Source organism: Acinetobacter genomosp. 15BJ (assembly GCF_000400715.1).
Taxonomy (GTDB): Bacteria; Pseudomonadota; Gammaproteobacteria; order Pseudomonadales; family Moraxellaceae; genus Acinetobacter.
On record NZ_KE007347.1, the window covers coordinates 204929 to 220441 of the forward strand.

Consider the following 15513-nt stretch of genomic DNA (forward strand, 5'->3'; position numbering starts at 1 on the left):
TAATATTTATAAAGAAATATACTAGAGGTTATAAATTTTAATTTGATACCTCGTATTTCTTCCACCACCCTCCAGTTTCACAATACAGCCTTTTTCTAGTAAATTAGTGAGATGGCGAGTTGCAGTCGCTCGACTGACTTTCGCTACTTTCTGATATTGGGATGCACTTATCCCATGCTCAAAACCATTCTCCCCACCATCAAGCAGTCGATTTAAAATCTTTCGCTGTCCCTCATGTAAATCTACTTCTGGAAAAAACTGCCAAAATGTACTTTTTAGAAGTGTCCTTTCAATACTCTTTAATGTCTGCTCAAGGCTTTCATTGAGTGCCTGTAAAAACCAAACTAACCATGCTGTAATATCAGAATCACTTTTTTGAGTGGCTTCAAGAATTTCATAATAACTCTTACGCTTATTTAAAATGACAGGTGACATCGCATATAGACGAATACTTTGTTGATCCATTTGAGCTAAAGCTAAGTCAGTCAGTGTACGTGTAATACGTCCATTACCATCATCAAAAGGGTGGAGTGTCACAAACCACAGGTGAGTTATTCCAGCTCGAATCAGTGGGTCAAGCAGGGTATTGGTTCTGCTGTTATTAAACCACTGGATAAATTCATCTAAACGTTGCTCTAAACCATCTCGTGGTGGAGCTTCAAAATGCACAGTAGGGTAGTCCATCCGTCCAGATACAACCTGCATAGGTTCATGTCCACGTAATTGACCAATACGAATACGCTGCATTGTCCAGTCAGTTTCATTAAATAGCCATTGGTGCCACCGAAATAATCTTTCAGTAGATAGGCCTTGTTCAAAATTATTTAAGGCATCTAGCACGATATTGGCTAGACCATCTGAACGCTCTGAGCTTGGATAGGGGTACTCCAGCGAGACACCTAGACGTTTTGCGAGAGATGAACGCAGCGAATAAACATTCAGAGTTTCATTTTCAATCGCTGAAGATGAAACAAGATTAGCAATCAGGTTGTCTAGGATAAGGTGTTCTTTTTCAGGGTTATGCTGACTTTGCCCGAGCAAGATGCCGATTTTTTGATGAATGTGTCTGGTAAGAGGAAGAATCTTTTCATCTTTCCACGTAAAGACTGTCCAGTTGGGGTGTTTCCAAATCCAGTCATCATACATGATGGTCATTCCTTGATAGAACAAAGAGGAGTGAGTAGATTGTAGTGTATATTTGACTCATTGAGTGAGTCAAATAGGTGATTTAGATTGTTGTGAATGATAGAAATCATAGAAGTAATTTTAAGTAAAAGTATTTCAAAATTTCTAGTAACTATTGATTGGATTAAGTCTGGTTTCATTTGTAAAAAATATATAACAGATGGTATGCTATATTAGATAGCTATTTAAAAAATAAGTATTTTTTGGAGTATGGTTAGTAGTGAACTACCTTAATGAAGGATTGCAGATCCGTAAAGAAAAAATTCAGGATGCAGTGAATTATTTAGATCAAACAGAAGTATTATTTCAGCAATTTGGACAACAAGAACTGACTCATATTACACAGAAGTTTGATGATATACAAAAATCATTAGAGTCTGGTGAAGAAGTTAAATTGGTTGTGATTGGTGAGTTCTCTCGAGGGAAATCTACTTTAGTTAATGCTTTACTTAACATTTTATTATTGCGGTCAGCTCAAGAAGCAACTACAGCAATCAATACGTTTGTACGGAGATTGCCAGAAGGTGTAGAGCATCGTTTTATTCGTATCCATTTTCAAGATGGAAATATACAAGATATTGAATGGTTAGAAAATGACACTGATACTTTGGAAAAATGGAGTACAGAATTAGATACGACTCATGCAAGTGCTAGACAACAACTTGATCGTATTGAAATTTTTACTTCACATCCATTGTTAGATCAGGGGCTTGTATTGATTGATACGCCAGGATTGCAATCCGTAGTTGAATATCATGAGGGTATTACCCATAGAGCGATTGATGAAGCTCATATTGCAATTTGGGTGCAAAGTACACAACAATTGGGTGGTAATGCAACAGAATGGCAGTTTTTATCGGGTACTATTCGTAAAAATTTTAATAAATTTCTGACAGTAGTAAATATGTGGGATAGTGTTCTCGAACCACAGGATCCATTTGACCAACAAAAGTCATTAGCAGAACGAGAGTCACAGAAATATCAACATGTAAAAAATAATTTTAGAAAAAACTTATTTGATATTTCTGAGCAAGATTTAGATGTAATGACCAATAATGAACATCTTATTGGAGTAAGTGCGGCGTGGGCATTGTCCAAGGAACAGGATAAAAGAGAACGTTCTAATATTAGTATATTATCAAAAAGAATCAGTGATATGCTCTCAACAGGTGAAGCATTAGATGAAATTTATAAAAAGCCTTTACGTACTTTGGTTTCGATTCAGACAGAATTAAGTGAGTTTATTCAAGAAGAATTACAACAGTTAAACTCCAGCCAGACTATTGCTGAAAGACAGCGAGAAAGTGAAAAACTTGATTTAGAAATCAAAAATTTACAGCAAGAGCTTAAGATTACTAACGATAATGCACGGACAGAGCATCATCGGGTAGCAACATATTTAATTGCTGATTTAAAAGAGAAATTGATTTCGCCTTTAGAGGATTTACAGGCGGATATTGAAAGTCAGGTGACTGTACGATATGTAGAGGGTCAAATTGTTAAAGGAAGTCGGAACATTCAACTTCCAAGCCAATTACAACAGCAATATGAAATTGCAGTTGTAGAGGTAAATAGTACTATGAAGCGGCAAAGTAAAGATATCGATGCACAGTTAGCAGATTTAAGAGCGGATTATGCAAAAGAGTTAGAAGAACATGCCGCACATTTAAAACAAAGTATTTCAGGCATTAATTTTAGTTTACCAAGCTTAGATTTGAGTTTTGATGTTGATTTTAGTGAAATCAATAGTTATTTCTCCGAGCAAGCAAAACTTGAGCAAGAGATTTTGCAAAAAAGACAGGAAATTGAAAAACTTGAGCATGATATTGTAAATAGCCAAGCTAGTCCAATGGCTTTGGAGAATGCAAAAAATTCATTGTTACGTGCAGAGCGAGCAAGAACAAGTTTAGGCGGGAGACCACAAGCTCAGCAAATCACACGTTCACGTACTGAACCAAGTTGGGGGATTTTTGGATGGATGGGCTTTACCAAACAGGTAAATTATATTGATTATGATGAAAGCAATGTTTTGAAATGGGAAACAGAATATAAGGAAACCCAGCGAGCGATTGCAAATAAAGAAGCTTTTCTAGAAAAAGTTCAAAAAGAGGAGGAGGATAAAGGACGTAAACGTATGAGTGCTGAGCGTATTCAACAAAAGTATGAACAAGAAGTTGCAAAAGTTGAGCGTCAGCGTAAACGTATTGAAGACCAAATGAATGCCAGTCGTCAGCAATTGATTGAAGACACACATCAACAGTTATTACACAATACATCAGGTGTTTTAGTTCGATTTATCCGTCAATTACAAGAGCAGGTACAACCTCATATTCAACAGGTTTTTGATGAGCAGTTGAATTTGTTGCAACGCCAAGTCAAAGAGCAATTGGAAGAACCATTAAATGCAAAATTGATGCAACGAAAACAAGTACAGGATTTAATTGTGCAAGGACAAGCCAAAATAGATGCTCGTAGAGTTGATCTACAACAAGGTTTGTCTAAAACGAAATCTTTAATTTCCATGACACACGATGCTTTGGAAAGTAGTTATTAAATCCTGTGAGAAAAAGACATGACAGCACATCAGCATATTCAAGACATGATAGATGAACTTCCTGAGCGGCATCAGGGTTTGGTACAGGATATTTGGCAAAGTTTTAATGACCAAGGGCAAAATTTAACTTTGGCATTGGTCGGAGCGTTTTCAGTTGGGAAAACTAGCCTCTTAAATAGTTTATTAGGTGAGCGTTGGTTGTTTACTGCACAGGAAGAAGCCACTGCATTACCGACCTTGATTCAGTATGCTGAAAAGCAGGATATACAACTGATTTATACTAACCAAAGTAGTGTAGAGCTAGACCGTGAACAGTTTTGCAAAGTGACAACCATTGCACCTGATAATGCAAAATATGCTATGTTATCTTTACCTCAGGATTGGTTGAAATGTTTAAAAATCATAGACTTACCTGGGTTTGGATCAATTTCAGAGAAACATCAGGCTTATACAATTGCTCAAATCCAGCAAGCAGATGCAATTTTATACTTGCTTGCTCCCCGTGGAGCATCATCTTCGGATATTGATGCAATTAAGCTGATTCGCTCATATGGCAAGCATGTTTTGGTATTGGTTAATCGTTGGGATGAAGTTGAAACTGCGGTGAGCTTAGGTGAGAAAAAACCTGATTTGGATAAATGGTCGGAACAGATCAAAATTGCAACTGGTTATGATGTACCATTAATCTGTAGTCATAGTAATGGATTAAATCACGAACTGATTCTAGATTTTATCAACCAAGCAAAAGAACAAGTCAATATTATTAGGACTAAACGTTTATTTGCTGAGTTACGCCCTCGTCTCGAGAATATTTTAGGCCATAATCAGGAACAGCAACAAGCCAATCAACTTTTGGATGAGCAGCAGAGCCAAACATTACACCAATTATTTTTACAGAAAAAAGAAAAAATTATTGATATAAAAAAAGATTTATATCAACAGCAAGAGCAGCAACAACATGATTTACAACGACTGATAATAGATATTTTTCAAAGAAAAAAAAATAATTTGCGTGTGGTGCTAAATGAATTAAAAGTGACCCCTGAACAATGGGAAATATTTATTAACCAAGGTTCACAGGCTATACGATTGATTCAAGCAGAGCTTATTCAAGCTGTTCAGCAAGCAATGCAAAAATTCGGGCAAATTAATTTGCCTGAAAATACGATTAATGATCTAAATTTAAGATTACCAGAATTACCACAAATAGATGAGCAAGATTTTTTACAAAGTGCGGTGCTTTATCAATTAAAGCAAGAGTTTGCTAAGAATAAGAATGAGGTAGGGCAAACTATCTCATCTGATAAAGTATTTTCAGATACCGAGTTAAAACAACTTGAGGAACAAATTGCAGATCTAAGTCGGTATAGGCAGGATGTTCTTAATCAATACATCCCAAATATTGAAGAAAGAATTTATGACACATCTGGTTCGGATGCTGGTCGGGCGATAGGTGAGGTGATTGACTGGGCATTATTATTTTTACCAGCCGCAGCAGTGACCAAGGTAGGTAAATTAGCCAAATTAAGTGAGACAGCAATAAAAACTGTACATACAGTTCAGAAAACGGCGAGAGTGGCAAAAAAGACTGTAGAAAAAATGCCACCATCGACGGCAGGCCAGATTTTGAATTTACTCTCGATAGCGACATGGACGGAAAAACTAGGCGGATTATTAAATAATCCCTCACAGATTATTTTAAAGCCAGATCCCGAAATTCAAGCACAAGTTACAGCACAAGCACAGAAAATTAATGCTGATATTCAAAATTTACATGATGACTTGATACGTAAACAGGATTTAATTACCTCACATCAATTGGAGCAGATAGCTTTAGAACAAAAGCAAAAAGAGATTTTACGCATTGAGCAGCGTATAGTTCAGTTGGAAAATGAACTCAAAGAACAACAGGTTCAGGCTCAACGAGAGCAAGAGCAGCAACAAGCAAAAATTTTACAAACTTACTATGAACGTGCTGTACGGCAATGGCTTACTCAATTTGATCATCAAAGCCAAGGAATTGAACAGCATATACAACAATATATAAAAGGTTATTGGGAAACGGTAATTCATGAACAACTCGCCACTAGAATTGAAGAAATGACAAATATTGAGCAGCAAATCAATCAACTACCATTACAAAAGGAGCAAAAGCTGCGTAACTTACAAGATGAAGAAGCTCAACTTAGAGTGGTATTAGTCAAGCTAAATGAAGAACTAGTATGATGGATAATGCTATGAATTTTGAGAAAACACAAATCGTCACGGAAAGTTTATTCGATTTTTCAGAAAAAATGGGTAGCACCCAAACTGAAATTGCAGATGGTGTATTAACTGCTCGTGTTGTGGGTGAATATTCGGCGGGAAAGACTAGGGTAATTCGTGAAATCTTAGCTAATCAGATTCCACAACAATATTCTCCTATTAGCTCATTAGAAGCACAAACTCGATTACAACTCGAAATTAGTTATGGTCAAAATAATCAACTATTTCTAATTGAAAAAAGTGAAGATTTAGATGATGCAGTGATTGTAGAAGAGCTTACACAATTTCCATCAAGAGCTGAAGTCAGCCAATATAATCCTGATGACTATAGGTTAAGATTATTGATTAATGAATCACGTTTTATTCTAGCAAAAGGTGATGGTTATTCAGATGACAATCAGCCGAAAAAACTGTTCTTAATTGATACTCCAGGGTGGAACTCTGGTGAGGATGATCTTGCCGAACAGGATGCACATCAATATTTTGTTGGTGAACATAATCTTGCAATTATCTATGTTTGTCATGCGAATCGTTTAGATGGTGAAATTAATAAAGCACGATTGGAAAATTTTCTAGAAGCTTTGGGCGATGCAATGTTTTTAACAGGCAAAGCTCATTTACATATCATCATTACACATTGTCAAAAAGATAGCCAACAGCGATTATCTCAACGGATGCGAGATCGGATTTTGCAACAGTGGCAAGATTTGTACTTTGAGCCTGAAAATTTAATGCTTAATATTACGGCTTTAGATTTTGCTGAAATGTCTGATCAAGAGATTCAAAAGTTTAGAGAAAATTTCTGGCAAGAATTATTAAAACCGATTGGGACAGAAAAGTTTGAATTTCAACAAGGTTATGCAGAACAAATTATAAACTGGTCAAATGATTGGGATATTCGTCCTGTGTTAATAAAGCAGATTGCTAGCTTACGAAAAATACAGAAAATTCTTAGTTTTGCCTGTTTAGAGGGACAGTTTATTCAAAATATGAATATGACTCGATTACGTGGATTATCATCATCAGAAATGATACAGCGTTTAACTGAGCGTTGGCTTAAACAGATACAAGTACAAAATGTTGATGAATTCAAATCTTTAGTTCAGTTACAACAATTAAGTGAAGAACATCCTTTAGCACAGTGGTGGAATCAATATTGGTTAGATAATTTATCCATCGTTTATCAGGCTTTTTGGCAATATATTCAATTCATGCAGCAGGCAATTGCTCAAGTTTCAACTGAAATTATAGATTTACAAGATTATTTATCTACTATGATAAAACCTGTTTATTTACAGGCAGTAGAAACGATGAGTATAGCTATATCATTTGATTTAGTGACACAAGTAATTGAACAACAGATGCAAACTTTACATTTGGATAAATTTATTGCGACTTTATTAAAGCTATCTATATTAGAAAGCCGTTATCAAGACCATTATCAGCATCAAATAGAATATCTTGGGTAACGTCATGGATAAGCAAACTAAATTACTGGCAGAATTATTGAGTGCAAGTGAACTCATGGTTATCGACCAGTTTATGCAATTGATGGTTAAAAATAATACTTTTGAGCGGAGGTTAGAAAAGCGCACTCAAAATATTGAATTGCTTAATGCAAAAATTGTCGCCTTAGAAAAGAAAGAAAATATTTATCATTTGGAAATTCAAAAATTAAAACAGAATAGTATAGACACCGCTAAAACAGCTAAAATAACAAATACAACTGTACCCCAAGTAGTTATAAAGAAGAAAATCATTGATGGAGCTATGATTGCAAAGAAACTTAAGTCAGATGTTGAGTTAGTGAAACGTCCTAATTCATCGATAAATAAAACAATAAGTTCAAATAATGAGTTAGAGCAAGGCGTATGGACAGACCCAAAAACAGGCTTAATGTGGGCTCGTATTAGTATTGGGCAAGAATGGAATAATGGGCAATGTATAGGTGATGCGAAATTTATGAACTGGACTACTGCACAAATAGCATGTAGGCATTTCCGATTAGCAGATTGTAATGATTGGAGATTACCAACCATAGATGAACTAGAAACTCTTATGAAGAAAGCAGTGAGTGGCTATACTTGTCCGAATAATACTTTATTCCAACCCAAAAATCGTATAGATGGTTCATATTGGTCAATTACTGAATGTGATTTTCATCATCATTTTGCATGGATAGTATATTTTGGGGGTGGTAGTGCAGGTAGTTATTCTAAAACTAATGATTACTACGTTCGAGCAGTTCGCACTACTTAAAAGGACTAAAATATGAAAAATAACACATTGTCTGACTTTTTTAGTTCAAGTACAGAATTTAGTGCTATAGACCATTTTTTACAGTTAATGGTAAAGACCAATACCTTTGATCAAATGTTAGATGTTTTACAGGCAAATTTAAGCCAAACAGAACAAGATAATCATCAGTTGCAAGAAACTATCTTTAACTTAGTACAAAAAGAAAAAAGATATGAGCAAGATATTAAAAGTTTAACACTGAAATTTAGTACAAAAATTGCAGATTTAGAGCGAAAAGAAAGTACATATCAGCAAGATATTAAAAGCTTAAAACAGCAGTTTAATACCAAGATTGCAGATTTAGAAAGTAGAGAAAATAAATATCGTCAAGAAATTGATCAGTTAAGACAAAAAATTAAGCAACAAGTTGAAAATACAAAAACGGAAAATGTTCAATCATCGCAACGCCCTAAAACTCAAACAATTCATTCAAATAATGAGTTAGAGCAAGGTGTATGGACAGACCCAAAAACAGGCTTAATGTGGGCAAGGATTAGTATTGGGCAAGAATGGAAAAACAACAAAATTGTAGGAAGCCCTAAATGGATTGATTGGCGAAAAGGTTCTCATCTTTGTGAAACGTTAAAATTAGCTGGTTATAATGATTGGAGGCTGCCAACTATAAATGAATTGGCAACGCTCATGAGTGCAAATAGAAAGGGGTATGTAAATGAAAATATTTTATCTCAATCTGGTAGTAAGTTAGGATTTTATTGGTCAAGTTCCTCAACTCAATATAGCGGTATACAGGGGGTAGACTTCGATAAAGGGATTATTATTACTTATAACCATTTGCAATTTGATGGCCTGATACGTGCAGTTCGTAATAGTAAAATAGGATAAATCATGAAAAACAATTCATTGCCTGACTTTTTTAGTTCAAGTGCAGAACTAGCTGCAATAGAACATTTTTTACACTTAATAGCTAAAACCAATATTTTTGATCAGAGATTAGATGTTTTACAGGAACAACTACGCCAGTCTGAACAGCGAATCACAAAAGACAAGCAACAATATCAAGATGAGATTAAAAAGTTAACGCAAAAATATAATAAGCAGTTTGATAAAAAAAATGCTGATTTAGAAACTTTAGAAATTAGATATCGTCAGGAAATTGATGAATTAAAACAAAAGTTAAAACAACAAAATGACAAGACTAATATAGTGAAGCCAACAGAATCTCAGCCATCTAAAAAACAATCAATTAATTCAGCCACAGAATTAGAAAAAGGCGTATGGACGGACTCTAAAACAAGTCTAATGTGGGCAAGAGTTAGTATTGGTCAAGAGTGGGAAAGTGGAAGGTGTTTAGGTAGAGCAATGGAATTAAATTTAGCAGATGCTAAAAAATCTTGTCAACTTTTTCGATTAGCGGGGTATAAAGATTGGCGTTTACCGACTATCGAAGAATTAAAAACACTTATTGATGAAAGTGGTAAAAATTATCAGTGTGGTAGACACATACTATTTAATCCAGCTCCCGTTACAAGTGGGTGGTATTGGTCAAGCACACAAATTGGCGAGAAATATGCCTATTTAAATTTCTATAATTTCCATTCAGGTGTTGATGTTTATTGCAATTATCGTCATGTTCGTCCTGTTCGTAATATTTAGAATAGGTTAAATCATGAAAAACAATTCATTGCCTGACTTTTTTAGTTCAAGTGCAGAACTAGCTGCAATAGAACATTTTTTACACTTAATAGCTAAAACCAATACTTTTGATCAGAGATTAGATGTTTTACAGGAACAACTACGCCAGTCTGAACAGTTACAAAAAAAATCTGAACAGCAAATGGCACAAAACAAACAGCAATATCAGCAAGAGATTAATAAACTCACTCAAAAAAATAATGAGCAATTGAATAAAAAAATTGCAGATTTAGAACGTAGAGAAAATAAATATCGTCAAGAAATTGAGCAGTTAAGACAAAAAATTGAAAATACAAAAACGGAAAATGTTCAATCATCGCAACGCCCTAAAACTCAAACAATTCATTCAAATAATGAGTTAGAGCAAGGCGTATGGATTGACCCTAAAACAGGTTTAATGTGGGCAAGGATTAGTATTGGGCAAGAATGGAAAAATGGGCAATGTATTGGTGAAGCCAAAACATTGAATTGGGAGAGTTCTAAAGGTGCTTGTAAAGATTTTAGACTTGCGGGTTATAAGGATTGGCGATTACCTAGTAGAGACGAATTAAAGACCTTAATGATTAAAGATAAACAAGGCTATGCTTGTCCTCAAGGTGTTTTATTTCAACCTGTGAAAGTTGAATGGGGAGGATATTGGTCGGGTTCGCCTTATGCCTGCAATAGTAACTATGCGTGGGACGTGTACTTCAACAATGGCTACTCGACTTACTACAATAAGAATAACAAGTACTATGTTCGGGCCGTTCGTAGCGGTCAGTAGTTTTTGTTTTTTTAGAATTAATAATCTTCAAGGATAGATAATGCTAGAAACTAGAGTATTAATAGCGCGTTTAAATCAAGTTGAACAACAAAGACATACACTTTCTGCTGAACATAAGTTAATGCTGCTTACGATGCAGAATCCTGACTTTAATACAGGGTTCTTTAAACGATTACTAACGGTGACTGTACCAACTGAATGGCATTTCCCACATCAAAATAACAGTGATGTGGAATGCAGTAAGCGACTGATTGACATTATTATTCATGATTTAATTCCTGCCTATATCAAAAAATCCTTAAATTATTATTGGTATGAGCAATGTGTAAATTATACCTTAAAATATTTTGAACAAAATCCAACGCAATACCAAATCGAAAAATATATTGAACGATTAAAAGATTGCAAAAATAATTCGCTAAAGACAACTATTTTAAGAAAATTTAAAATCTTAAAACCTTGTGTAAATAATGCACTTGCTTTGGCACAGGATTGTAAAAATAATCAACTTTGGTCGGATGCTATTTGGGAGTATCAGTGGATTTTACAACAACAAGAATCACTGACATCGGAAGATATATTGGATTTTTCAGAATGTATTCTATCTCGAAATAATCACTATAATGGTGAATGTACCGATGCACAAATGGCTTTATATTTTTTGCTTAATACATCATCAACTCAGGAACGCTATAACTTACTGAAATATAAAGCTGTCACCCTGATTTTACCAGATGATATTATTGCAAAGCGTGGAGAATGTACCAATATCTTTGCAGATATGGGGCGAAGTTTAAACCACGTTGGAAAATCTATTGGTAATGTATTTGGTGGAAGAGAGTCTGAAATTCCTTATAGTAAAGGCATTATTGCGAATGCCCCTATACTATTAACCCATTATGAAATTAGCCAACATTTAGACAGAGATAAAACAGCACAAGACACTCTTGAAAAGATTTTATCAGATAGAGGCGTAATAGCATCTATTGCAACTGCTTCGGTAGCGTATTCGGCGGGTTTGCTATGGAGCTATGCTCAAATAGATTCTACAGTTTTAAATGCACTTATGTTTGCATCAAAAGGACAGCCCGAACAATTTATAACATTACAGGATATTGCAGGAGCGACCCTAGGCAGTGCAGGGGCAATGACCCGATTGAGTGGTTATGTTGCCGAACAGCAAGTTGCCTATAACTTAACACAGCAAGGACATACAGTAGAGTTTCCAGATAAAGCCAATCAAGCGGGCTTTGACCTAATTGTAGATGGTCAGGCAATGCAGGTTAAAAATACATTAAGTAGTGATTATGTACTGCAACATATTGAAAAAAATCCTGATATTGCAGTGATTGTAAATCAGGAGCTTACTGATTCGCTAGGTAATCATCCTAATGTATTTATTGATTCTGGACTAAGCCATGCTCATGTTAATCAAACCATGCACGAAAGTTTGGAACAAATCGATCAATTCGATAGTATGGCAGACTTTTTACCTATTCCATTTATTACTTTAGGATTGGCAACATATCGTAATTATCAGGATTTTGATACAGGACAAACTAGTTCCAAACAATATCTTGAAAATATTGGTAAAGAAACTGCTGCAATAGCAGGTGGAGCAGTGGCAGGAAAGATGATTCTTGGTACTATCGGTGGAATATTAGCAGGACCAGTGGGAATCGCTGTTGCAGGTGGTTTAGGTGCTTATATAGGTGGCGTGGCAGGCTCAACAGGTGCGAATGCTTTAAATCGTGAAAAATTATGTAGCCAAAGGGATTGTGTTGTATCACAACTCATAGAATTTGCACAATGGTTTAAAAATGAACTATTAGATTATCGGGTCAATCAAAACTTATCTTCTTTTGAAGAAGTCAAAGAAAAGTTAAAGCAGAATCAACAGAATCTGGCTTTGTCTATGACTTTTATCGCTTATCAGTTTGAAGTCTATCTTCATGGACATTGCTTGCAACACTGGTTGGAAGCAAAATTGCAAGGCAATCAAAATGAACAAGTACAAGCAGGATGGGTTGCATTACAGCAGTCAGAGCATTTCTTATCTACTGAGTTAAGACAGAAAGTTGCTAAGATTAATCAGGCATTAGAAATATACAGATCGATTGCCAATCCAATCCCAGCTAGTAGTGAGTTTAGCGTGATACGACAAGTGGGTTATAGAAATAATATTTAGTAAATGCTTCTGGTTATGCGGAGTACATGTTAGTGATAACAAGAAATTTCAGGACTTTACATGCTTATAGTATTTTTATTTTATGATTTTGAAAAAGTGTAGGTTATTGTGTAGGTTTTAAGATTTTGTTAAAAAATTATTTTATAAATCAATGTAAAGATATTTCTGCATCATCGGCGTATGAGATGAAAGGTCAGCCATGATTTCAGCGCTATTCATGTATATTAAATCCTTAAATTTAAATAATAAATAAGTTTAATTTGAACGTTTGGCTGTCTCGCCAATTCTAACAACCACTGTAAAATTCGATTTAATCGCGAAGGAAGTATACCTTTCTAAGGACTTCTTTTCTGTCAAAATTGAGTCAACAGTGTATGAGAAATTGAATGACTTCCTCTGTAGCTCATCTTAACAAATTGAGAAAGATTCACAAAAAGGAATCCGTGACGTGTGAAGAAATAAACAGCAAAAGAATAGTTTTCGATGGATTTAAGCAATTGGTCAAGTGTCGCTATAGCATTAAAATTGGTAAGCCAAAATAGCTTAGATTGTTTGCTTAGATCTCTTTTTAATCTGAAACAATAATGTCCTGAATTGTCTGGTTAACGAGGTTTTATTGTGAGTTTTAGCGCTTAAAATATGTAACAAATTATTCAAAACCTAATTAAATTACAAGCTTTAATTCGATTTATTGTATTGATATTTAAGTAGTTTATTTTAATTTATTCAGCTTGTGTATGATTTTTAAAAAAATAAACTCGATCCCAAAAGATTAGGCATAATCAGAGCAACTATTGTCAAAAAGGTTAACATAAATGGATCCCTCGCCGGGTACAAATTTAAAAAACAATTTCATGACTCCTTGTTTTTATTTAAGGAGTAAATAATGGAATTTTTATTAGATCCAGGGATTTGGGTAGGTTTGCTTACTCTGATCGTCTTAGAGATTGTTCTAGGGATTGATAATCTCGTCTTTATCGCCATTTTGGCAGATAAACTTCCCCCATCTCAACGTGATAAAGCCAGAGTCATTGGTTTATCTCTCGCATTGATCATGCGTTTGGGCTTATTGTTCGCCATTTCTTGGTTAGTCACCTTAACCAAACCGCTTATTTTTATTTTTGACTGGTCTTTTTCTGGTCGAGATCTGATTCTTTTATTCGGTGGTTTATTCCTGCTGTATAAAGCGGTGAGTGAATTACATGAACGGATGGAAGGCAAAGCTGAAGTCAAAATTACAACCAATGTGGTTTATGCAAGCTTTACAGCCGTTGTCGCGCAAATTGTGGTATTGGACGCCGTATTCTCATTAGACTCGGTCATTACCGCCATTGGTATGGTGGATAATATCTACGTCATGATGGTGGCGATGGTTGTGGCTATGCTGGTGATGTTGCTTGCTTCTAAACCATTAACTGAGTTCGTCAATCGACATCCAACCGTTATCATTCTCTGCTTAAGTTTCTTACTGTTAATTGGTGTTAGCTTGATTGCCGAAGGTTTTGGTTTCCATATTCCTAAAGGTTATATCTATTCGGGTATTGGTGTCGCGATTGTTATTGAGGCATTTAACCAGTTTACGCAACGTAATCGTTCAAAGCATGAGTCTAAAATTCCATTACGTAATCGAACTGCAGATACGATTTTAAAGCTCATGGGTGGCAAGTCTGAAACCACTGCGACAAATCCGCTGCAACATTTGGAAGCGCAAGATACATTTGATGATCAAGAACGTTATATGATTGGTGGTGTATTAATGCTGGCGGAACGATCTGTCGCATCAATCATGACGCCACGCAGTCAAATTTCGTGGATTAACATTGATGAAACACCAGAGAAAATTCGAGAGCAGGTTTTATCCGTACCGCATAGTTTATTTCCAGTCTGTCGAGGCAGCTTAGATAAAGTTCTGAGCGTGGTTCGTGCCAAGGAAATTTTGGATGTACTGGATGATGAAACGCAATTGAAATCTTTGATCAAAGCACAACGTCCGATTTTTATTTTTGAAAAAATGAAAGTGATTGATGTAATCAATACATTGCGAACCTCTAAAGGTTCATTGGTACTCGTCAATGATGAGTTTGGAAATGTGCAGGGTGTAATTTCGCCTTTAGACGTTTTTGAAGCGATTGCGGGTGAGTTTCCAGATGCAGATGAACAGCTTGATTTGATCCAAGTTGATGAAAGCACTTGGAAAGCTGCAGGCACTTTAGATTTGTATCAACTTGAATTACAGCTAGGCGTCGATTTAGTCGATGAAGAGACAGCTTATATTACCGTGTCGGGACTTATTCTCGATAAAAGTAACGGCCTAGTGGAAGTCGGCTCAATGTTGGACTATCAAGACTTACAATTTGAAGTGGTGGAGATGGAGAGCAATCGGATTAAAACGGTGATGATTCGATCAAAGTAAATCCTCTTGCTAAAAGTTAGATTCATGGTTTGATAAAATTTTGAACTTGAATGTAAAAGTCTGAATCAGAGGAGTAGTTTGTGATCAACAGGCTGCTCCTTTTTAAATACGCAATAAGTAAAAAAGTGAACATCTGCGACTTTGAGCCGCTATGCTTGATCCTGATAACTACAGTCTTAAATTGGACACTTAAA

10 protein-coding genes and 1 pseudogene are annotated in these 15513 nt (G+C 35.4%); 9 read left to right on the plus strand and 2 right to left on the minus strand.

The features are described from left to right. Positions 1-21 precede the first annotated feature (21 nt). Positions 22-1146: a Fic family protein gene (locus tag F896_RS12995; RefSeq protein WP_016163133.1), complete on the minus strand. Its 1125-nt coding sequence runs from the start codon at positions 1144-1146 to the stop codon at positions 22-24. Positions 1147-1405: 259 nt separating this feature from the next. On the opposite strand from F896_RS12995, the gene F896_RS12990 reads away from it, so the two are divergent. Genes F896_RS12990 through F896_RS20780 form a run of 8 tightly spaced genes read left to right on the plus strand, consistent with a single transcriptional unit; the run spans position 1406 to position 12906 of the window. Continuing rightward, on the plus strand, positions 1406-3739 hold the full coding sequence (locus F896_RS12990; RefSeq protein WP_016163134.1) for a dynamin family protein: 2334 nt from the start codon (positions 1406-1408) through the stop codon (positions 3737-3739). A 45-nt stretch (positions 3740-3784) separates the two neighbouring features. After that, a complete protein-coding gene (locus F896_RS12985; protein WP_228130617.1) occupies positions 3785-5965 on the plus strand; it encodes a dynamin family protein in 2181 nt (726 codons plus the stop codon). Continuing rightward, the gene (locus F896_RS12980; RefSeq protein ID WP_018680002.1) at positions 5962-7473 is read left to right on the plus strand and encodes a dynamin family protein; all 1512 of its coding nucleotides are present in this window, start codon (positions 5962-5964) and stop codon (positions 7471-7473) included. Before F896_RS12985 ends, F896_RS12980 begins: the two co-directional genes overlap by 4 nt. 4 nt (positions 7474-7477) lie before the next feature. Further along, a complete protein-coding gene (locus F896_RS20210; RefSeq protein WP_016163137.1) occupies positions 7478-8263 on the plus strand; it encodes an Lcl C-terminal domain-containing protein in 786 nt (261 codons plus the stop codon). A gap of 12 nt (positions 8264-8275) precedes the next feature. After that, positions 8276-9145 (plus strand): Lcl domain-containing protein, encoded by an 870-nt coding sequence (locus F896_RS20215; protein ID WP_016163138.1) that lies wholly within the window; start codon positions 8276-8278, stop codon positions 9143-9145. Positions 9146-9148: 3 nt separating this feature from the next. Then, positions 9149-9916 (plus strand): Lcl C-terminal domain-containing protein, encoded by a 768-nt coding sequence (locus F896_RS20220; RefSeq protein WP_016163139.1) that lies wholly within the window; start codon positions 9149-9151, stop codon positions 9914-9916. 13 nt (positions 9917-9929) lie between these two features. Beyond that, entirely contained in the window at positions 9930-10718 is a 789-nt protein-coding gene (locus tag F896_RS12975) for an Lcl domain-containing protein (protein ID WP_016163140.1), read from the plus strand. Between the two features lie 40 nt (positions 10719-10758). Continuing rightward, a complete protein-coding gene (locus F896_RS20780) occupies positions 10759-12906 on the plus strand; it encodes a hypothetical protein (protein ID WP_016163141.1) in 2148 nt (715 codons plus the stop codon). A gap of 150 nt (positions 12907-13056) precedes the next feature. Here the strand turns inward: F896_RS20780 and F896_RS21435 are convergent. Beyond that, positions 13057-13125: pseudogene (locus tag F896_RS21435) on the minus strand (hypothetical protein); the annotation flags it as partial. A gap of 667 nt (positions 13126-13792) precedes the next feature. On the opposite strand from F896_RS21435, the gene F896_RS12965 reads away from it, so the two are divergent. Then, entirely contained in the window at positions 13793-15319 is a 1527-nt protein-coding gene (locus tag F896_RS12965) for a TerC family protein (protein WP_016163142.1), read from the plus strand. The last annotated feature ends 194 nt before the right edge of the window (positions 15320-15513 follow it).

Coding starts and splice junctions, on each gene's coding strand:
- F896_RS20215 (WP_016163138.1), top strand. CDS start 8,276: ATGAAAAATAACACATTGTCTGACTTTTTTAGTTCAAGTACAGAATTT.
- F896_RS20780 (WP_016163141.1), top strand. CDS start 10,759: ATGCTAGAAACTAGAGTATTAATAGCGCGTTTAAATCAAGTTGAACAA.
- F896_RS12980 (WP_018680002.1), top strand. CDS start 5,962: ATGATGGATAATGCTATGAATTTTGAGAAAACACAAATCGTCACGGAA.
- F896_RS12975 (WP_016163140.1), top strand. CDS start 9,930: ATGAAAAACAATTCATTGCCTGACTTTTTTAGTTCAAGTGCAGAACTA.
- F896_RS12985 (WP_228130617.1), top strand. CDS start 3,785: ATGATAGATGAACTTCCTGAGCGGCATCAGGGTTTGGTACAGGATATT.
- F896_RS12965 (WP_016163142.1), top strand. CDS start 13,793: ATGGAATTTTTATTAGATCCAGGGATTTGGGTAGGTTTGCTTACTCTG.
- F896_RS12995 (WP_016163133.1), bottom strand. CDS start 1,146: ATGTATGATGACTGGATTTGGAAACACCCCAACTGGACAGTCTTTACG.
- F896_RS20220 (WP_016163139.1), top strand. CDS start 9,149: ATGAAAAACAATTCATTGCCTGACTTTTTTAGTTCAAGTGCAGAACTA.
- F896_RS20210 (WP_016163137.1), top strand. CDS start 7,478: ATGGATAAGCAAACTAAATTACTGGCAGAATTATTGAGTGCAAGTGAA.